At 42.8% G+C, this 19,601-nt stretch carries 20 protein-coding genes and 11 tRNA genes; 26 read left to right on the top strand and 5 right to left on the bottom strand.

Going from position 1 to position 19,601, the window contains the following annotated elements; genetic code table 11:
• The first annotated feature begins 53 nt into the window (after positions 1-53).
• The 16 genes from AC2CZC_RS03255 to AC2CZC_RS03330 all read left to right on the top strand — a co-directional run bounded on the left by AC2CZC_RS03255 (position 54) and on the right by AC2CZC_RS03330 (position 4,879).
• Positions 54-659, top strand: a complete 606-nt coding sequence (locus AC2CZC_RS03255; protein ID WP_237135943.1) for a 50S ribosomal protein L25/general stress protein Ctc — start codon at positions 54-56, stop codon at positions 657-659.
• A gap of 19 nt (positions 660-678) precedes the next feature.
• A complete protein-coding gene (pth, locus tag AC2CZC_RS03260; RefSeq protein WP_484583806.1) occupies positions 679-1,263 on the top strand; it encodes an aminoacyl-tRNA hydrolase in 585 nt (194 codons plus the stop codon).
• Between the two features lie 46 nt (positions 1,264-1,309).
• A complete protein-coding gene (gene ychF / locus AC2CZC_RS03265; RefSeq protein WP_039608386.1) occupies positions 1,310-2,401 on the top strand; it encodes a redox-regulated ATPase YchF in 1,092 nt (363 codons plus the stop codon).
• Positions 2,402-2,720: 319 nt separating this feature from the next.
• Positions 2,721-2,797: transfer RNA gene (locus AC2CZC_RS03270), tRNA-Met, on the top strand.
• A gap of 47 nt (positions 2,798-2,844) precedes the next feature.
• Positions 2,845-2,929, top strand: a tRNA-Leu gene (locus tag AC2CZC_RS03275).
• 42 nt (positions 2,930-2,971) lie between these two features.
• Positions 2,972-3,046, top strand: a tRNA-Gln gene (locus AC2CZC_RS03280).
• A 2-nt stretch (positions 3,047-3,048) separates the two neighbouring features.
• A tRNA-Met gene (locus tag AC2CZC_RS03285) sits at positions 3,049-3,125 on the top strand.
• 22 nt (positions 3,126-3,147) lie between these two features.
• A tRNA-Leu gene (locus AC2CZC_RS03290) sits at positions 3,148-3,232 on the top strand.
• Between the two features lie 38 nt (positions 3,233-3,270).
• Positions 3,271-3,345, top strand: a tRNA-Gln gene (locus AC2CZC_RS03295).
• Between the two features lie 22 nt (positions 3,346-3,367).
• A tRNA-Leu gene (locus AC2CZC_RS03300) sits at positions 3,368-3,452 on the top strand.
• A gap of 38 nt (positions 3,453-3,490) precedes the next feature.
• Positions 3,491-3,565 (top strand) — tRNA-Gln (locus AC2CZC_RS03305).
• 22 nt (positions 3,566-3,587) lie between these two features.
• A tRNA-Leu gene (locus AC2CZC_RS03310) sits at positions 3,588-3,672 on the top strand.
• Positions 3,673-3,710: 38 nt separating this feature from the next.
• Positions 3,711-3,785, top strand: a tRNA-Gln gene (locus AC2CZC_RS03315).
• Between the two features lie 29 nt (positions 3,786-3,814).
• Positions 3,815-3,899: transfer RNA gene (locus tag AC2CZC_RS03320), tRNA-Leu, on the top strand.
• A 105-nt stretch (positions 3,900-4,004) separates the two neighbouring features.
• Positions 4,005-4,286 carry a hypothetical protein gene (locus tag AC2CZC_RS03325; protein ID WP_484583807.1) on the top strand — a complete coding sequence of 94 codons (282 nt, stop codon included), beginning with the start codon at positions 4,005-4,007 and terminating at the stop codon, positions 4,284-4,286.
• A gap of 38 nt (positions 4,287-4,324) precedes the next feature.
• The gene (locus AC2CZC_RS03330) at positions 4,325-4,879 is read left to right on the top strand and encodes a hypothetical protein (RefSeq protein ID WP_484583808.1); all 555 of its coding nucleotides are present in this window, start codon (positions 4,325-4,327) and stop codon (positions 4,877-4,879) included.
• Between the two features lie 69 nt (positions 4,880-4,948).
• On the opposite strand, the gene AC2CZC_RS03335 is transcribed toward AC2CZC_RS03330, so the two are convergent.
• Positions 4,949-6,112, bottom strand: coding sequence for an FAD-dependent oxidoreductase (locus AC2CZC_RS03335; RefSeq protein WP_237135946.1), 1,164 nt, complete (start codon positions 6,110-6,112; stop codon positions 4,949-4,951).
• Between the two features lie 266 nt (positions 6,113-6,378).
• Between AC2CZC_RS03335 and miaB the strand changes: the two genes are divergently transcribed.
• The 8 genes from miaB to AC2CZC_RS03375 all read left to right on the top strand — a co-directional run bounded on the left by miaB (position 6,379) and on the right by AC2CZC_RS03375 (position 13,249).
• The gene (miaB, locus tag AC2CZC_RS03340) at positions 6,379-7,812 is read left to right on the top strand and encodes a tRNA (N6-isopentenyl adenosine(37)-C2)-methylthiotransferase MiaB (RefSeq protein WP_484583809.1); all 1,434 of its coding nucleotides are present in this window, start codon (positions 6,379-6,381) and stop codon (positions 7,810-7,812) included.
• 54 nt (positions 7,813-7,866) lie between these two features.
• Positions 7,867-8,916: a PhoH family protein gene (locus AC2CZC_RS03345; RefSeq protein WP_039608383.1), complete on the top strand. Its 1,050-nt coding sequence runs from the start codon at positions 7,867-7,869 to the stop codon at positions 8,914-8,916.
• Positions 8,913-9,374 (top strand): rRNA maturation RNase YbeY, encoded by a 462-nt coding sequence (gene ybeY, locus AC2CZC_RS03350; RefSeq protein ID WP_063363197.1) that lies wholly within the window; start codon positions 8,913-8,915, stop codon positions 9,372-9,374. Before AC2CZC_RS03345 ends, ybeY begins: the two co-directional genes overlap by 4 nt.
• A gap of 18 nt (positions 9,375-9,392) precedes the next feature.
• Positions 9,393-10,271 carry a CNNM family magnesium/cobalt transport protein CorC gene (gene corC, locus AC2CZC_RS03355; protein ID WP_063363196.1) on the top strand — a complete coding sequence of 293 codons (879 nt, stop codon included), beginning with the start codon at positions 9,393-9,395 and terminating at the stop codon, positions 10,269-10,271.
• Positions 10,249-11,826, top strand: coding sequence for an apolipoprotein N-acyltransferase (lnt, locus tag AC2CZC_RS03360; protein WP_484583810.1), 1,578 nt, complete (start codon positions 10,249-10,251; stop codon positions 11,824-11,826). The genes corC and lnt overlap by 23 nt, the downstream gene beginning before the upstream one ends.
• A gap of 192 nt (positions 11,827-12,018) precedes the next feature.
• A complete protein-coding gene (locus tag AC2CZC_RS03365) occupies positions 12,019-12,258 on the top strand; it encodes a helix-turn-helix domain-containing protein (RefSeq protein ID WP_484583811.1) in 240 nt (79 codons plus the stop codon).
• Positions 12,259-12,267: 9 nt separating this feature from the next.
• Complete coding sequence (locus AC2CZC_RS03370) at positions 12,268-12,798, top strand: GNAT family N-acetyltransferase (protein WP_484583812.1); 531 nt, start codon at positions 12,268-12,270, stop codon at positions 12,796-12,798.
• Between the two features lie 106 nt (positions 12,799-12,904).
• Positions 12,905-13,249: a hypothetical protein gene (locus AC2CZC_RS03375; protein ID WP_484583813.1), complete on the top strand. Its 345-nt coding sequence runs from the start codon at positions 12,905-12,907 to the stop codon at positions 13,247-13,249.
• A 65-nt stretch (positions 13,250-13,314) separates the two neighbouring features.
• On the opposite strand, the gene AC2CZC_RS03380 is transcribed toward AC2CZC_RS03375, so the two are convergent.
• Both AC2CZC_RS03380 and AC2CZC_RS03385 read right to left on the bottom strand, forming a co-directional pair.
• Positions 13,315-13,716 (bottom strand): hypothetical protein, encoded by a 402-nt coding sequence (locus AC2CZC_RS03380; RefSeq protein WP_484583814.1) that lies wholly within the window; start codon positions 13,714-13,716, stop codon positions 13,315-13,317.
• A gap of 81 nt (positions 13,717-13,797) precedes the next feature.
• On the bottom strand, positions 13,798-14,196 hold the full coding sequence (locus AC2CZC_RS03385) for a hypothetical protein (protein ID WP_484583815.1): 399 nt from the start codon (positions 14,194-14,196) through the stop codon (positions 13,798-13,800).
• A 413-nt stretch (positions 14,197-14,609) separates the two neighbouring features.
• Between AC2CZC_RS03385 and AC2CZC_RS03390 the strand changes: the two genes are divergently transcribed.
• Positions 14,610-14,975, top strand: coding sequence for a hypothetical protein (locus AC2CZC_RS03390; RefSeq protein ID WP_484583816.1), 366 nt, complete (start codon positions 14,610-14,612; stop codon positions 14,973-14,975).
• 73 nt (positions 14,976-15,048) lie between these two features.
• Complete coding sequence (locus AC2CZC_RS03395; protein ID WP_484583817.1) at positions 15,049-15,414, top strand: hypothetical protein; 366 nt, start codon at positions 15,049-15,051, stop codon at positions 15,412-15,414.
• 22 nt (positions 15,415-15,436) lie between these two features.
• Here AC2CZC_RS03395 and AC2CZC_RS03400 read toward each other — a convergent pair whose 3' ends face one another.
• Both AC2CZC_RS03400 and AC2CZC_RS03405 read right to left on the bottom strand, forming a co-directional pair.
• Entirely contained in the window at positions 15,437-16,180 is a 744-nt protein-coding gene (locus tag AC2CZC_RS03400) for an SDR family oxidoreductase (protein ID WP_484583818.1), read from the bottom strand.
• A 153-nt stretch (positions 16,181-16,333) separates the two neighbouring features.
• A complete protein-coding gene (locus tag AC2CZC_RS03405) occupies positions 16,334-19,567 on the bottom strand; it encodes a S41 family peptidase (RefSeq protein ID WP_484583819.1) in 3,234 nt (1,077 codons plus the stop codon).
• Positions 19,568-19,601 lie beyond the last annotated feature (34 nt).

Below are 19,601 nucleotides of genomic sequence, written 5' to 3' on the forward strand. Positions count from 1 at the left end.
ATTTGGTCGCGAGTTTTCTGACATTATTAACTTTATATATTTTGGAGACAGTTATGTCACAATACGTTTTAGACGCTGAAGTACGCGTAGAATTAGGTACTGGTGCGAGCCGCCGCCTACGTCGCGCTGAGAAAGTTCCTGCAATCCTTTACGGTGCGGGCAAAGAAGTTGTTTCTCTTACTCTAGATCACAACAAAGTGATCCACATGCAAGAAGACGAAGGTTTCTACACTCACATCCTTACGCTAAACATTGGCGGTGAGTCTGTTGAAGCTATCGTTAAAGACATCCAGCGTCACCCGTACAAGCCTAAGATCACTCACTTAGACTTCCAACGTGTTGATGCTTCTCAGAAGATCCACACTAAAGTACCAGTACACTTCATCAACGAAGAAGCTGCTACTAAAGGCGGTAACACTGTTGCTCACCACGTAACAGAAATCGAAATCACATGTCTACCAGCTCAACTTCCTGAGTTCGTAGAAGTTGATGTTGCTGCGCTAGAAGTAGGTGCAACTGTACACCTTTCTGACGTTGTACTTCCTGCAGGTGTTGTTTCAGTAGAACTAGCTAAAGGTGCGGACCACGACCAAGCTGTTGTTACTTTAAACGCTCCTAAAGGCGCTGCTTCTGAAGAAGCTGAAGAAGCTGCTGAGTAATTTTTAAGGTGTTAACACCTTGAATAATATTCAAACGCTTGTGGGCCTGGCTAATCCAGGCCCCGAATATGCAAACACTCGTCACAATGCCGGTGCGTGGTTCATAGAAGAACTGGCAAAGCGCTACAATTGCATTCTCAAACCCGACTCTAAGTATCATGGCCTTACAGGCAAAGTACTTATCAATAATCAAGAATTCAAATTGCTTATTCCCACCACTTATATGAATTTAAGTGGCAAAGCGGTATCAAGCCTTGCAAACTTTTTTAAAATTCCAGCTGAAAACATTCTCGTTGCACATGACGAAATGGATATGGACCCTGGCATCGCCAAAATAAAAAAAGGCGGTGGTCATGGTGGACATAATGGCTTGAAAGACATTATTTCTAAGCTTGGCAATAATAAAGAATTTATGCGCTTGCGAATAGGCATTGGTCACCCGGGCCACCGAGACAAAGTCACGGGCTGGGTATTGGGTAAAGCCCCAAAAGCTGACCAAGAAAAAATTGATGCGGTCGTTGATGAAGCGGTTCGTTGCATGGAAATTTTAGCGAAAGACGGTGTGTTAAAAGCACAAAACAGACTACATTCATTTAAGCCGTAAAGTATTTTTATACGGCAACAATTTGATTAACTGAAGGTTCAAAATTATGGGTTTTAAATGTGGCATTGTGGGTTTACCAAACGTTGGTAAATCAACCCTATTTAATGCATTAACTAAAGCGGGGATCGAAGCCGCAAACTTTCCGTTTTGTACAATCGAACCAAACACAGGCGTTGTTGCCGTTCCGGATCCTCGTCTAGACCAACTGGCTGCGATTGTTAATCCACAAAAGACCATCGCAACAACGATGGAATTTGTTGATATTGCCGGTCTGGTAAAAGGCGCTTCAAAAGGTGAAGGTCTTGGTAACCAGTTCTTAGCAAACATTCGCGAAACAGATGCCATTGGCCATGTTGTTCGCTGTTTTGAAGATGAAAATATCGTACACGTTTCGGGTCAAGTTAACCCTGCTGATGATATTGACGTTATCAATACTGAGCTTGTTTTATCAGATATGGAAGCAGCAGATCGCGCAGCACAACGTAATGCTAAAAAAGCAAAAGGCGGCGATAAAGAAGCTAAATTCCAAAACGACGTATTAGAAAAAGTTAAAGCACACCTTGATGAAGGCCTAACACTGCGTTCTTTAGAGCTAACTAAAGAAGAACTTGCTGCTATCAAGCCGCTTAACTTCTTAACGATCAAACCGACAATGTATATTGCCAACGTCACAGAAGATGGTTTCGAAAACAACCCATTCTTAGACAAAGTCCGTGAAATTGCAGCTGCTGAAGACGCGGTTGTGATCCCAGTATGTGCTGCGATTGAATCAGAGCTGTCTGAACTTGAAGAAGAAGACAAGCTTGAGTTCATGGCTGATCTTGGCCTTGAAGAGCCAGGTCTTAACTTAGTGATCCGCGGCGGTTACGAACTTCTTAAATTACAAACCTACTTTACTGCGGGTGTAAAAGAAGTGCGCGCTTGGACCATTCCTGTTGGCGCAACGGCACCACAAGCTGCTGGTAAAATTCACACTGACTTTGAGCGTGGCTTTATTCGTGCACAGACAATTGGTTTTGATGACTACATTGAATACCAAGGTGAAAGCGGTGCAAAAGATGCAGGTAAAATGCGTCAAGAAGGTAAAGATTACATCGTAAAAGATGGCGACGTGATGAACTTCTTGTTCAACGTTTAATGACCTCTCTTATACAATGACTAAAAAAGCCCTCATTCAGGGCTTTTTTTGTGTCCGCTCGACGCTTTTATCTATTCAAAAACGCCCCTATTGCGCTTTTTACCTTAAAAGGTACAAAGCATGCCTATATTTTTTTAACCTTGGTTGTTGTCGATAATTGTACTTTCCTGTTTGTTTTGGTATAAAAACAGGCCGTTTCGCTTAATTTATCTGCAAACAATCTGTGATACGAAATTTTTTCGAAAAAAGGTGTTGACGGCATGGGGGCATATAGCATAATACGCCCCGCACCAGCGATGGTGATGAACGAAAAAGAGATGGCTATGTAGCTCAGCTGGTTAGAGCACATCACTCATAATGATGGGGTCCCCTGTTCAAATCAGGGCATAGCCACCATGCTTTTTCAAGTTGATTAGCAACTTTAAAACTAACTACCCTAATGTGCGGGAGTGGCGGAATTGGTAGACGCGCTGGATTTAGGTTCCAGTATCTTCGGATGTGAGAGTTCAAGTCTCTCCTTCCGCACCATGTTCTTGAAGTTTGAACTAAAACAACTTTGACTACCTTTGTTGGAGTATCGCCAAGCGGTAAGGCAGCGGGTTTTGATCCCGCCATTCCCAGGTTCAAATCCTGGTACTCCAGCCAATGGCTATGTAGCTCAGCTGGTTAGAGCACATCACTCATAATGATGGGGTCCCCTGTTCAAATCAGGGCATAGCCACCATTTTCTTTAAAAGAAAATACATGCGGAAGTGGCGGAATTGGTAGACGCGCTGGATTTAGGTTCCAGTATCTTCGGATGTGAGAGTTCAAGTCTCTCCTTCCGCACCATGTTCTCGATAAGAACTAAAATAATCGACTACCTTTGTTGGAGTATCGCCAAGCGGTAAGGCAGCGGGTTTTGATCCCGCCATTCCCAGGTTCAAATCCTGGTACTCCAGCCATCTCTTTATGAGATAACACTATGCGGAAGTGGCGGAATTGGTAGACGCGCTGGATTTAGGTTCCAGTATCTTCGGATGTGAGAGTTCAAGTCTCTCCTTCCGCACCATGTTCTCGATAAGAACTAAAATAATCGACTACCTTTGTTGGAGTATCGCCAAGCGGTAAGGCAGCGGGTTTTGATCCCGCCATTCCCAGGTTCAAATCCTGGTACTCCAGCCATCTCTTTACGAGATAACACTATGCGGAAGTGGCGGAATTGGTAGACGCGCTGGATTTAGGTTCCAGTATCTTCGGATGTGAGAGTTCAAGTCTCTCCTTCCGCACCATGTTCTCGATAAGAACTAAAATAATCGACTACCTTTGTTGGAGTATCGCCAAGCGGTAAGGCAGCGGGTTTTGATCCCGCCATTCCCAGGTTCAAATCCTGGTACTCCAGCCAATTATCTTCAAAGATAATTATTAAACATTGCGGAAGTGGCGGAATTGGTAGACGCGCTGGATTTAGGTTCCAGTATCTTCGGATGTGAGAGTTCAAGTCTCTCCTTCCGCACCATGTTTAAGTCATCTAAATATCACATCTTTATTAAATCTCAATTTATAACCAAAAATAGACATGTTATGTTCTTTCATTCTTAATTAAGAATAAAGGATTATTTTCATGGCCGAACAAGATAAAGTCAAAGCAGCAATTAACTCATTTTACAAAGGCGCAGGATTGGATTTGACCTTTAAAGGCGAAGCAAATCCAAAAGTAGCAGAGTTCTTCGGTGAAATGGTACAAAAAACAAAAGGGTGCACAGAAGCTCTCAATTGGGTACCGGAACCAACAGGTGGAAAAGCTTCTATTTCATGGATAGCGAAAAACTTTACACAAAGCGTATTAGCACAATTAGAGCAAAAGCAACCCCTTTCTTGTGCGAAATCGGTGATCTGGGGCTAACGTAGACACTTACAAGTCGCTGATTTAGGAATATAACAGTGAAAAAATTCGCCTTGCTCATTTTGACATTGTTACCTGTATTAGTCAGTGCTAAAACAGTCACAATAAACTACTGTGCATCTCCAAATATTGAAGTCTCACTAAAGCACTTCACGTACTGTGCTTCCCCAGAGCAAACTAGTAAACTCTCATTTCATGCTTTTAGCGACGCTACTTATTCTCTCATAATAAATGATAAACGCTCAGAGCTATTTTTTAATTGGTTGCCAGCTTCTATTGCACTTGCTGATTTGCCAAAGAAATATAGCTTAACCCCACGCGCCTTTCTAGAGCAATTATTTGATGGCACTGTTCAACAACAGAATAAACGTGCTCAGGAGATCAGCGCTATTTTTGGTACAGTTGATGGGTCCGAACTATATGTTCAAAAACGTAAAGAGAGTTATATATTTTCAGCCCTGAGTTCATCCGGTCAAAACACCGCTTTCTTGTTATCTGAAAATAGTGATTGGTTGCTTCAAGTTGACGGTCAGTTTGATAAACAAGCACTCATCCAGGTGATAAATAGAACTCGATTAATTGGCAGTTTATAACGCAGGAAAGTAGGAGAAGAGTGAAACAACCTTGGATAGCTTATCAAATTTCTTCTCCTAATAATTTAATTAAAAACTACCACCCATCGCATGCTTAAGCACTTCTCGTTTAATGGGGCCCGCTTTATTTGCCACTTTTAACGCAAGGCTTCGCAGTGATTTGAGCGGCTTAATCTCATTTGAAAAGCCAAAATAGCAGGCATCCATCATGCTCATCATTAACAAATTATCTTTGCGGCGCATTTTTTCATATTGATGAAGACGAGCAAGTTCACCAACATCATCAAAGCCTTGCAAGCACCCGCCAAGTGCAGCCACATCTTTAAAACCAAGATTAACGCCCTGCCCCGCAAGTGGATTAATCGTATGGGCCGCGTCACCCACTAACACCAAACGTCCTTTGCTATATTGATTGGCATGTTGACGCGCAAGCGGAAATACGGCGCTTTGCTCAACGGTAAAATCTCCAGGTAAGTCAAAAAAGTGCGCTAGTATTTCTTGTTTTAACACTTCATTAGATAACCCTTTTAAGCGTTTGAGTTCAGAGCCATGGTGATACCAAATTAAGTTGGCATAAGGTGCTTGCATAGGCAAAAAGGCGATTGGACCGGTGGGTTTAAACTCTTGCCACGTTTTCACCTGTTGCGGTCCGTCAAGCTTAATGAGAATACCCATACAGTGCTGCTGATATTGCCACCCTGTTACGCCAATGCCAGCAAGACTGCGCAGCGCAGAGCGACCACCGTCGGCTGCAATAACGAGGTCCGCGCTAAAACGCTGCTGAGGGTAAACCAGATCTATACTGCTTAAGTGCTGCTCAATCGCGATGGGGGCCTCAGTGACAGTTTCCACCTGAATATCATTGTCTTCAAACTGTGACCAAAGCGACGCTTGAATAATGCTATTCTCGACTAAGTGGCCTAAATGAGAAGTGGATACATCGGCTCTATCAAACACTAAATGCTCACTACCACCTTCATACGCCTCTAACTGGTGATAAGGCGCATTGCGACTTGCTCTTATTAATGGCATTGCACCGAGTTTATCTAATAACGCTTCTGAAAAACGGTTGATGGCAGAGACTCGAATGTCAACCTGCTCACCTTCAAGTATGGCTTTCGGATCTATGGGATTATTTTCTATCACAGTGACCTGACATCCTTGACGAGCAAGCTCCACCGCAGCCGCTGCGCCAACCATGCCGCCACCGACGATCAACACGTTATTTTTCATAAATTTGCCTAAATTAGCTGGTGTAATTACATTGTATCTTAATTAGTGAAAAAAAGATCTCTTTGCATGATTGTAGTCGAATAATTACAACCGCCCTTGATCCCCATTTTGAAAGATGAAATCTATACTTGGCTAGTGACTATAGGTCAGATAAAATACGCCTCTTTTTAAGCTATTTTAGTAAGTGTTTGCCAGTTCTTGGGGTATTTTTAATAACTGGCAAGGCGTTGTGCTGATCATCGAATTGAAAACGAGGCTTTATTTCAATGGGTAAAAAATTGCATATCAAAACCTGGGGCTGTCAAATGAACGAATATGACTCCCAGAAAATGGCGGATCTGCTTGATGCCACTAACGGCTATCAGCTGACAGAAGAAGCTGAACAGGCGGATGTGATCCTACTCAACACGTGTTCAATTCGAGAGAAGGCACAAGAGAAAGTATTCCATCAATTGGGTCGCTGGAAATTATTAAAAGAAGATAACCCTGATTTGGTTATCGGCGTAGGTGGCTGTGTAGCCTCACAAGAAGGTGACACTATCCGTCAACGTGCACCATTTGTTGACATCGTATTCGGTCCGCAAACACTGCACCGTCTACCTGAAATGATCAAGCAAGTGCAAAGCAAAGAAGGCTCAGTGGTCGATATCTCTTTCCCTGAGATTGAAAAGTTTGACCGTCTCCCAGAGCCAAAAGCAGAAGGCCCTACGGCGTTCGTATCCATCATGGAAGGCTGTTCTAAATATTGTACTTTCTGCGTTGTACCTTATACGCGTGGTGAGGAAGTAAGCCGTCCGCTAGACGATGTTATTTTAGAAGTGGCGCAGCTTGCAGAGCAAGGCGTGCGTGAAGTGAACTTACTGGGTCAAAACGTAAACGCTTATCGCGGTGAAATGCACGATGGTGAAGTGTGCTACTTCTCTGATCTACTGCGTTATGTGGCTGCGATTGATGGTATTGACCGTATTCGTTATACCACGTCACACCCTGTTGAGTTTACACCTGACATCATCGAAGCTTACGCAGACGTACCTGAGCTTGTTGATCACCTGCACTTGCCAGTACAAAGTGGTTCTGACCGTGTACTTAACTTAATGAAGCGCGGCCATACTGCACTTGAATACAAGTCTACTATCCGTAAGCTACGCAAGATCCGTCCAAACCTAAGCATGAGCTCAGACTTCATCATTGGTTTCCCTGGCGAAAGCAAGGCAGACTTTGAAGAAACGATGAACCTTATCAACGCGATTGGCTTTGATATGAGCTTCAGCTTCATCTACTCAGCGCGCCCAGGTACTCCAGCGGCAGACTTACCAGATGATGTACCAGAACAAGAAAAGAAAGAGCGTCTGTACCTATTACAAAATCGTATCAACCAAATGGCACAAGATATCAGCCGTAAAATGTTTAATACTGAACAGCGTATCCTTGTTGAAGGTCCTTCGAAAAAGAACCCTATGGAACTGCGTGGACGTACCGAGAATAACCGTGTAGTGAACTTTGAAGGTCCACACTCAGTGATCGGTCAGTTCGTTGACGTGCGTATTACAGAGGCGCTACCAAACTCATTGCGTGGTGAATTGATCCGAACTGAGGCTGAAATGGACTTGCGACGTGATGTTGCACCATCAGATATCCTTAGTCGCGTACCGTCAGAACCAGAAGCCAATGAGATTGGTGTTGCAACTTTTACACCATAAAACACTTGTTTTGCGCCAGCACTTTGCTGGCGCAATCAATCTTAGGAAGTCATTTTGAGCAATCAAGTAAAAAATATTGAGTTTTATCTAGAACCTGCCGACAACAACCGTCTCTCTTCTCTTTGTGGTCCTTTTGACGATAATCTAAAGCAAATAGAACGCCGTCTAGGTGTCGAAGTCGCACACAGAGATAACTGGTTTAAAGTCACGGGTAATCAAGTTACAGCAAAAGCAGCTGTTGATATTATAAAGTCTCTGTATGTTGATACTCAGCCAGTGAAAGGCAAAGCCAAAGACATAGAGCCAGACAATGTCCACCTCGCCATCACCGAAGCAAATTGCCTAGAACAAGACGCACCGAATGTATGGGAAAAAGAAGTTTTTATTAAAACTCGCCGTGGTGTTGTCAAACCGCGTAACCCAAATCAAAGCCAATATGTGGCAAATATCTTAACGCATGACATCAGTTTTGGTATTGGTCCTGCAGGCACAGGTAAAACTTACCTTGCCGTTGCTGCTGCGGTTGATGCGCTAGAGAGGCAAGAGATCAGACGTATTCTACTAACGCGTCCAGCGGTTGAAGCCGGCGAAAAGCTGGGATTTTTACCAGGTGATTTAACACAAAAAATCGATCCATACTTACGTCCTTTGTATGACGCGCTATTTGAGATGCTTGGCTTTGAAAAAGTTGAACGCTTAATTGAAAAAAATGTCATAGAAGTAGCACCGCTAGCATACATGCGTGGTAGAACTTTGAACGATGCCTTTATCATTTTGGATGAAAGCCAAAACACCACCACAGAACAGATGAAAATGTTCCTAACGCGTATTGGTTTTAATTCAAAAGCCGTGATCACCGGTGATATTACACAGGTAGACTTACCTAGAGGCGCGCGTTCTGGCCTTCGTCATGCCATTGAAGTACTCAGCAATGTCGATGAGATTTCATTTAACTTCTTTAAATCCCACGATGTCGTTCGTCACCCAGTTGTGGCACGAATTGTGGAAGCTTATGAAGCTAAAGAAGAGCAAGAGCGTCAAGAAAAAGTCGCTAAGCAAAAAGCGAAACAGCAAGCTGCTGAACAACAAGGTCCAGAGTCATGAGTGTCGATGTAGATTTGCAGCTCGCCTGTGAGTTTGACAATTTACCCAATGAACAGCAATTTCAAAGTTGGGCCGAAAAAGCACTTTTGCCGTATAGAGAATACGCCGAAGTGACAATTCGCATCGCTGATGAGGCGGAGAGCCAAGAGCTTAATAGCCAATATCGTGGAAAAGATAAGCCAACTAATGTGTTGTCTTTCCCATTTGAAGCACCGCCTGGCATTGAATTGCCTTTAGTCGGTGACTTAATTATCTGTCCTCAGGTGGTTTTTCGTGAGGCTCAGGAACAAGAAAAAACTTTCCACGATCATTTTGCACATATGGTCATACATGGGTGCTTGCATTTGTTGGGCTTTGACCATATAAATGAACAAGACGCCATGGAAATGGAAAGTCTAGAAAAAGAATTTTTAGCCGATCTGGGCATTGCAGACCCATATCGTGATGATATTAACTAAGTGGAGTAAAGAACTACAATGAGCGACGATAACTCGCAAAGTAGCCAGGGTTCTTCTAGCAGAAACTGGCTTGGACGCATCACACAGATGCTGCAAGGGGAACCCCAAAATAAAGAAGAGTTGGTAGAAGTCATTGCTGACGCTCAAGAACGAGCACTTATCGACCCTGAGACAAAAGACATGATGGAAGGCGTACTGAGCGTCTCTGAACTTAAAGTTCGCGATATCATGATCCCTCGCTCTCAGATGATAACGCTAGATGTTGAGCAAGACTTGGAATCTCAACTCCCTGCTATGGTGGAGTCTAGTCACTCTCGCTTTCCTGTCGTTTGCGAAGACAAAGACCACGTAGAAGGTATTTTGCTTGCAAAAGATCTTTTGCCCCTAATAGTGCAACAAAATGGTGCACTACCCGCAATTAAAGAGTATTTGCGTCCGGCTATTGTAGTACCAGAAAGTAAACGTGTAGACACTTTACTCAACGAGTTTAGACAAAAACGCTACCATATGGCGATTGTTATTGATGAATATGGCGGCGTATCGGGTCTTGTCACAATTGAAGATATCCTTGAAACCATTGTAGGTGAAATTGAGGATGAACATGATGATGAAGACGAGCAACAAGATATTCGCCAGCTGTCAAAGCATGTGTTTAATGTACAAGCATTAACACCGCTTGAAGAGTTTAATGAGTTCTTTAAGACAGACTTTGATACACAAGAAGCTGACACCATTGGCGGTATCATCCTACATGCATTTGGTCATATGCCAAGCAAAGGGGAAACCATTGATGTTGGACCGCTGCAATTTAAAATAACTAACTCAGATAATCGCCGTATATTACAGCTTCAGGTCACTGTTCCAAAAACAGAGCATGTTGAAGATACCACAGAATAAACTCACTTCTTTTGCAAAAGATAAAAACGCATGGCTTGCACTGATTGCAGGCTGTGCGCTGACTTTTGCATACGCCCCCTTTGGCTTTTGGCCACTGACATTTGTCTGCCTTGCCATTGCCTTTTATGTCACAGATCAGCCCACCCCCAAGCAAGCTGCTAAATACGGCTTTTTATTTGGCTTTGGTTGGTTTGCCCTGGGTATTAGCTGGGTGCATGTCTCTATTGCACAGTTCGGCGGACTACCCATTGTGCTGTCGCTCATGGCCATGGCCATGTTATGTGCCTACTTAGCGCTTTATCCAGCTTTGGCATTTGCGTTTGCGACCCGCTACAGTAAACACCCTTGGCAGCGCTTTGCCCTCTTAATAAGTGGATTTGCTATCACTGAATATTTAAGAGGCACACTCTTAACCGGCTTTCCATGGCTCAGTTTTGGTTATACCCTTACTGACTCACCGCTTAATACACTGGCACCTTGGGTAGGTGAATTTGGCTTAACCGTATTGTGTATCATCATCGCCTATGCGCTCTACTGGCTGATCAATTTCAAGCAATATAAAGCAGCCATCGTCACTATGGTGTCTGTTTGTATCGCTTATTTGTTGTCGATGCAAAACACAGATACCAATTACAGTGGTAAGCAATTAAAAACCTTACTTGTGCAAGGGAATATAGAGCAAAGCCTGCGTTGGGAGCCCGAACAGTTTTGGCCTACCATGTCCAAATATCAAGACATGACCAGACCAAACTGGGCTGATGTCGATTTGGTTGTTTGGCCAGAAGCAGCAATCCCTGAGATTGAAGATTATGCGTTCGATTACCTCGTCAATTTAGACAAAGCCGCCGCTTTTAATAATACCGCCTTGATCACGGGGATCCCTGATTATCAATTCGACACACGTAATGTATACAATACCCTGATAGTACTTGGTAAAAAGCATCAAGATGACACTGAAGGGCAATATCAGTACTTGCACAGAAACCGCTATCAGAAGCACCAGTTGTTACCTATCGGTGAGTTTGTGCCCTTTGAAGACCTGCTCAGACCCCTCGCGCCCCTATTTGATTTACCCATGTCATCATTTTCTCGCGGGGATGCGGTGCAAAATAACCTACTTGCTAATGGCATTCATGTATTGCCAGCAATTTGCTACGAAATCGCTTTCAGCGAGCTGGTCAGAGGAAACTATACGGCCTCATCTGACATTTTATTTACCGTGAGTAATGATGCGTGGTTTGGCGACTCACATGGCCCACACCAGCATATGCAAATCGCTAGAATGCGTGCATTGGAGCTGCAAAGACCGATGGTGAGAGTCACAAATAACGGCATCAGTGGTGTATATGACCCTATCTCAAACCAGCAGGTAACCATTACGCAATTCACCAGTGGCATTCTCAGTACAGATTTAAAACTGATATCCGGCCATAGTTTTTTTAGTAGACATGGTCATACACCCGTTTGGATCTTAGTCGGTATCTTGTTGCTACTGGTGTTGGTTACCAATAGTAAAAGTTACTTATCATCAAAAATGGAAAAGGCATTTTTTTAATGCCTTTGACTTCGCCCCATTATTCATATGTGCCTTAAAATGGTGCAACTTCATAAATACGGCCCTATCTTAGCGCATTTGATACGTGCGCTCCAAACCTAACCTGTTGAAATTAATTAATTTAATTAATTGGCACCCTTCTTTCTTATTCTCCAGTTCAATATAACAATAGAGTCAATGATGGAACCCAACTTGTTAAATAACACACCAAGGCTGGTGCAAGCCGTTTATATGGTGAGTCAGCATGGATTAAGCATTAGCGACATAGCCGAGTCTTACCAAATATCAAAGCAAGCATTGTATCGTGCAGTGCGTGCACACAATACTTCCCATACGCAGCAACTTAATAAGCTCCACAAACAAAGAGAAAAGTTGTTACAGCAACTTGCCTGCCTTGAGGCTGATATCGAACAGCTCAAAAAGGGATGCTAAAATGCTAAAATGCTAAAAATCAAACAACTCGATACCATAGGGTTAAATACCCATACTCAGCTATGCGAGCTACTCTTTACCTGTATTGAAGGTGGCGCCTCTCTAGGCTTTTATAAGCCTGCCAATCCCGACATACTGCAGCAATATTGGCACTCAGTAGCAAAAGCCATCGCTGCTAAAGAGCGTCAGCTTTATATACTCTGCCGAGGAGACGCCTTAGTTGCGACGGTACAGCTCTCGTTGTGTATGAAAGAAAATGGCCAACATCGAGCTGAAGTCGAAAAGCTATTGGTTCACCCAAATACACAGCGCAGAGGTTACGCCACCATATTAATGCGCCACATTGAGCAAAGCGCATTGGAAAATAAGCGAACATTATTGGTTTTAGATACCCAAAGTGGGGATGAGGCAGAGTTATTTTATCAAGCCCTTGGTTACACTAAGGTTGGCCAGATCCCCTTTTATGTATCTGATAACCAAGACCAGTTGCATAGTACCAGTTACTACTATAAATACCTTGCACATGGCACGCCTGCTTAAATGTAAATTAAATGCAAATGAAATACACAATACACAAATTATTCATCGCAAAGGTTTAATCTTTTTATCGCCAATTTTGGCTTCTATTAAACTTAAGGAAGAATAAATGAAAACTCGTACTTTAAGCGCTTTAGTCAGTCTGTGCATCCTCGGCAGTACTTTTGCGGCACAAGCAAAAGTCTTTATCTGCTCAGGCATTGTGACAAAGGTTGTGTCTAAATACGGCAACTTTGAAGTCCAATATAAAAGCACTCGTACAGGTAACCAAATGGAGCCTGTCTGGATTTATGATACCCATACCTATTTACTAGGGCCAGTATTAAAAGCCATTGAAGAAGGTGAAAAGTTTGGCACTGAATATGCGCTGGTATTAGAAAATATAGATGGCGGAGATACGCGCTGTTGGGATGGAAGTTCTGATAATGCTCTGATCGCGATTGCGAAAAAATAAAACAATTAAACAGTGTTTTTTTGAGTCCCCCAGTTGTGCTCTCGGGGACTCTTAGCAAAACGAGCTTATTCCAGAATAACGTCGCCATCTGTGTAATAAGCATAAGCAGTCGCGCACCAATTCACATCGCTCCATGTATAGTCTTGGTAATAAATTCTGTCTACACACGCTCTCACATCACTTTCACCAAAACCGACAAATACAGTACAGTCTCGATTGGTGCATGTGCCTGTTTTGCTGCGGTTATAATTACCACTAAACACCCATTGAACTTTGGCGACAGGTTTTGGTGCATTGACTCTAAACGCCAACTTTGGCTCAAACCAAGGCGAGTGCTCCCCGCCATAACAAGTCCCTTGTGAGAACCTATCTATAGCCATTGTATCTACAAAACACGATACGGAACCTGCAAAGCTATTGAATGACAAAACACTGGCAGCAAACGCTGCTAAGTACCTTTTTTTCATGTTGAAAATATCCTTTTATTTTTATTTTATTTTTACTTTTTATAGATAGGCCCTAGCGACTATGCGCTAGGGCCTTGAAAGTTAATAGTGAAAACCACCATCACTGTAGTAATATATTGCGTCTGCACACCAATTCACATCTTTCCATGTGTAGTCTTTATAATAAATTCTATCTACACACCCTGTGACTTCGCCCTCACCAGAGCGTACATCAAGGATACAGCTGGTTGATGTACATGTGCCACCTCTTACACCGTTATATTGACCTCTGAATACCCAGTCAACTCTTGATACTGGCTTTGACGCGTTCACTTTAAATACTACCGCAGGTGAAAAGCCAGGGTAGTGCTCTCCGCCCCAACACGTGCCTTGACGAGGCTGGTCATAAGCCATTGTATCTACATAACAAGAGACTGAGCTTGCAAAGCTGTTGAACGATAGAACACTGGCTGCAATTGCCATTAAATATCTCTTTTTCATTTTATAATTTCCTTTTTTAAAGCACCATTCACACCCGAGAAACACTTTTCTCACATCAAAATGTATATAAAACACACTTTATTGCCAATAGTTAACACACAGTTTATAAATATTTTTATTCTTATTGCGACTTAAAAAAACAGAGTTAATTAAATAAAAATCATTAAAAAATGATATGAAATATAAAATACAACAACTTAAGGTGTGACAATCCCAAAAAACAAAACAAAAACAGAAAAGCATTAATTTAATTTAATTAAAAAAATCATATTTAATAAAGTCAAAAATTAATAACAAAAAAAACAACCAACCAATTTAAAAAACTAGTTAATTTAAAAAAACCATAATAAAACTGGCAAATTTATTGCTGCAATTTATATCAAGTATTTTTATATCTTAAAAAGGACTACTTAATGCAGCTAATAACTAGCGGTTTAATGGATATCTATTTTGGCTACAACGGCAGAGTTGGCGACGTACAAGGTGCAAAAAGCGATATTCAAGAGTTTAAACAGCTTGCAAAAACAGCCGATACGCTAGAGCAAAGAGAGCGCTATGCGCAAGCAGCCATTCAGGTACAAACTGAAATTTTACCTAAGATGCAAAAGGAAATGGAGCAATTAGGCAAGCAGCTCGGATTAAAGCCCGGGCAAATGGGTAATACAATTAATAAAGAAGACTTAAAAACAGAAAACTTAGCATTTAAAAAAGACAATAGAGACATGATTACTTTTGTTACCGACTACCAACCCGGCAACTATTACTCTAGAAAAACGTAAACAAAAACCTGTTATATAAAAAGAAAAATTTAAACTTAAAAAAATAAGCTTTAAGGCTAACAAGGAAAAAGTGATGCAAATGATCAGTATGGGTTTGATGGATATTTATTTTGGCTACAATGGACGAGTCGGTGACGTACAAGGCACAAAAAGAAGCATACAGGAGTTCCAACAGCTGGCTAAAACATCTGACACGCCAGAGCAAAGAGCAAGATACGCCCAAGCAGCTTCGCAGTTAAAAAATGACATTTTGCCAAAAATGCAAAAAGAGATGGAACAACTAGGCAAACAACTTGGACTAAAACCCGGACAGATGGGCAGCACAATTAATAAAGAAGATTTGGTAAAAGAAAACTTAGCATTTAAAAAAGACAATAAAGATATCATTTCTTTTATTACCGACTACCAGCCGGGAAGTTATTACTCGCAAAAAACATAAATCAGCGGCAAGCGAGCGGCGGCTATTTGCCACCAGCTAAATCAATAAATGTCCCTGTCGCATAAGATGCTTCGTTGCTCAACAGCCAGATGATTGCGTTAGCGACTTCCTCTGATGTACCACCGCGCTTAAGTGGTAATATATCAGCGACTCTATCAACGCGATTTGGTTCGCCACCGTCCGCATGGATATCAGTATAAATACAACCGGGACGTACACCATTGACGCGTATTCCTTCTGCTGCCAGTTCCAAAGATAAACCTTTTGTAAAGCTATCGATGGCGCCTTTTGACGCTGCATAGTCCACATACTCATTCGCACCGCCCAAATAAGATGCTGCCGATGACACATTTACAATGGCACATTGTTGGCGTGTATCACTCTGGCGCATATGCTTAATCGCCTCACGCGCGCAAATAAAATATGGCGTAACATTTTGCGTTAGCATCCAATTAATGCGCTCAGCGGTCATTTCTTCGACCCGCATTTGCTGGGTCAAGACACCGGCATTATTGACCAAATGAGTGACTGGACCAAAGTGCGTGTGCACAGTTTGAAACAGCTCGACCACTTGTTGCTCATCACTCACATCCGCCTGAAAAAGCGCAGCTTTACCACCAACAGATAAGATATCATTTTGTACCTGCTCGGCAGCTTGGTGATTTGATTTATAATTAATGGCAACAGCATACCCTTGCTGCGCAAGCTTCTTTGCTGTTGCCGCACCAATACCTCGGCTGCCACCCGTGATCAATACAACCTTCATAAATATTCCTTATCGGATTTTTCCTAGAGCTTTATTAAGTATCAATCTTAAAATTACCACACAATGGAACAGAATACTTGTGAGTAAGCTTTTCGTCATGTTACAAAAAAATAAAAAAGGAGCCTTTCAGCTCCTTTTTAACATTGCATCTATTTAGTCAATAAACTTAGTCGGTGCCGGTGGCACAACAAGTTTCTTTTTAGGGTTCTCATCAAGCTCTTTTAGTAGCTCTTTCACCGCACGCTCAACTGACGGATCTTGACCTGCTTGAATAAGCTCTGGTCGATCAATCACTTCGATATCTGGGACAACCCCTTCATTTTCGATGATCCAGTTGCCGTCATTATCAAGAATACGGAATGTCGCCGCAATTACCTGACCACCATCAACTAAGTATGGATTACCAGAGATACCAATTAAGCCACCCCAAGTACGAGTTCCGATCAACTTACCTAAGCCCGCTTGACGGAAGTAGTAAGGAATAGCATCGCCACCTGAACTTGAGTAGCCATTGATCAGCATGGCTTTTGGTCCATCATGAGCAAACTGAGGTGTTTTTGTTGGTGTTACACCACGACGCTTCCAATAGTTAAGCGGCTTGCGTGCTAACCAAGTGATCACGTGCTCAGGGATAAAACCACCGCCGTTGTAGCGGTCATCAATGATCAACGCATCTTTGGTTGTTTGCGGCATAAAGTTCTTGAACATCGAGCGGTTACCTTCGTATGCCGTGTTTGGCAAATGAACATAGCCAATACGTCCGCCAGATAACTCATCGACATAAGCTTTACGCGTTTCAACCCACTGTAAGTAACGTAGACCGATTTCGCTCTTCACTGGCTTAACGGTTACTTTCCAGCTATCGTCAAAGCTTGTTGATTTGCTCAGGATAAGCTCAACTTGCTCGCCTTGTGTATTTTCAAGTAACTCATAAAAGTTACTGACTTCATTCACATTGCGACCATTAACCGCCAAGATGAAATCACCTTCACTTGCACGCACACCTGTCCCACCCAGTGGAGAGCGGAAGTCTTCATGCCAGTTTTCGCCTTTAAAGATATGCTTAAGCGTGACAAAACCTGAAGGGTGGCTTGCCACTTCAGCACCTAGCAAGCCATGCTTTTTACGCTCGCCTTTTGGCTCATCACCTGATTGCACATAAATGTGGCCCGCATTGATTTCACCAGCAATTTCACTCAACACATAATCAATATCTGTGCGGTGCGCAGCTGCGTCGGCCATAGGTTGATATCGCTTCAAGATTGCATCCCAGTCTTGACCGTGGTGATTTGCGTCATAGAACCAATCACGCAACGTACGCCAACCTTCGGTGTACATTTGTGACCACTCAACACGTGGGTCAATTTTCAGGTTCATGTTGCTAAGATCAAGTTGATTCGCTTTCAGATCTTGCTTCGCTTTTGGTTTGATCACACTGTACTTGCTGCCTGCACGTGCAATCACATGCTCGCCGTTTGCAGAGACTTTATACTCGCTGACACCTTTTGCGACAGTCTTTACTTTGCCATCGACCTTGTTTTCAACCAGCTTCAGAGCGCCGCCGCTCAGCGTCAACACACCGCCTTTAACGCCGGTCAGTGATGAGTAATTGCCCGCAGGTGCAGGTAATGACACGACGCGTTCCATAAAGCCATCAACTTGAATGCTGGTGTCCAGTTCTGCCTTCTCTTCTGACGCTTTATCGTCACCAACTATTTGTGTTTCATCACTTTGTAAGGTGTTGATAGGTTGAATGCTGTCATTCACCGCTACCGAGTAAATTCGTGTCGCTTTATTAAATAGATAATCAAACTCATACGAACTAAATGCTAAATTAAAGTCTCGTTCAGAAGTGAAGTAAATGTACTGGCCATCTTCTGAGAATGTTGGATTTGACTCAGACGTCATATCATCTGTTAAGCGGCTTAATTTCTTAGACTCAACGTTATAGTGCCATAGTGATGAATAACGATTTTCGTTATTCTTAACAAAGACTAAATCTTTGCTGTTTGGTGACCAGGTATATTGTGTAATGCTGCGCTCATCGTGCAGACCACGGTCAATCTTGTGTAGCTCACCGCTTTCAACATCCAACCACCAAATAATATGGTCTTTATCTGCAAATAATAGCTTGGTATTGTCTGGTGACCAGATAGGGTCAAAACGCCAAATTGTGCCATTGTTAGTTAACTGCTTCACGGCATTGTTATTGGCGCGATCTTTTATATAGATCTCATACTCGCCCGTTGCATCACTTAAGTAAGCAACATAACGCGCACTTGGCGACCAAGTTGCTGCGATTTCACGGCCAGCTGGTGTATGTGACAAATTACGTGTTGGGCCATTTTTCACCGGTACTGAGAAAATCTCACCACGAGCTGTAAATACCGCACGTTTGCCATCGTGTGAGATATCCATTGAATCAATGAACTTGCTCACATTTTTAGTGTAAGGCAGTGCCGACTTACGCACACCATCGACATTGATAGTCAGTTTTTCGGTCATTTTATTTGCTTCATTGAAGCGATATAAATAACCACCGTTTTCATAAACGATTGAGTCAGGACCTGCTGATGGCCACAATACATCAAACTCTTTATGGTCCGTCATCTTGACTGGCTTTTTGCCTTCACGATATTTGTAAAGGTTCAGTGTGTAATCTCTATCAGAGACGAAGTAAATGCTGTCATTCACCCAAGTTGGCTGCTGATCAGTTGCACGGTGTGTCGTTAATTGCTTAGACGTATTCTTGTCTAAATCATAGACCCACACATCTTGTGCACGACCACCGCGTGAGCGCTTCCAAGTACGGAACTCACGATCAATTGGCGTGTAGACAAACTTACTACCATCACCCGACAGCATACCGCCGCCACCTTCAGGAATTGCAAGTGGCTGCTCTAAACCGCCTTCTACCGGCACCATATAAGGGCGGCCCATGCGTTTTCCCCAAGGTGTACGGTTGGCACGGAAAACAATATGCTTGCCATCTGGTGTCCAGTCTAAAACGCGGTAATCAAAACCACCACGAGGCGGCATAGGGCCGACATCATTATAATAAGTCAGTTGCTTTAGACCTGAGCCATCACGATTAATCACATAGATTTGGCGGCTACCGTTATATTCAGCGGCAAAGGCAATTTTTTCACCGTCAGGTGAAAACTTAGGGAAGGTTTCGAAACCAACATGATCCGTTAAACGCGTGCTTTTGCCTGTATTTGTATTCGCAACATAGATATCGCCAGAGTACACAAAAGTAACATGCTCTTTATGGATATCAGGGAATCGTAATAAACGGGTATCTTCAGTGCTGTAGGCGCTCGCTAAAGGGCTTGCTAGCGGCCCAAGCACAGCAGCCATCGCTGCAAACAAGTGCTTAATTTTCATTATTATCTCGTATATAAATTTGACTGTTACATGA

Source organism: Pseudoalteromonas sp. MMG033 (assembly GCF_057197785.1).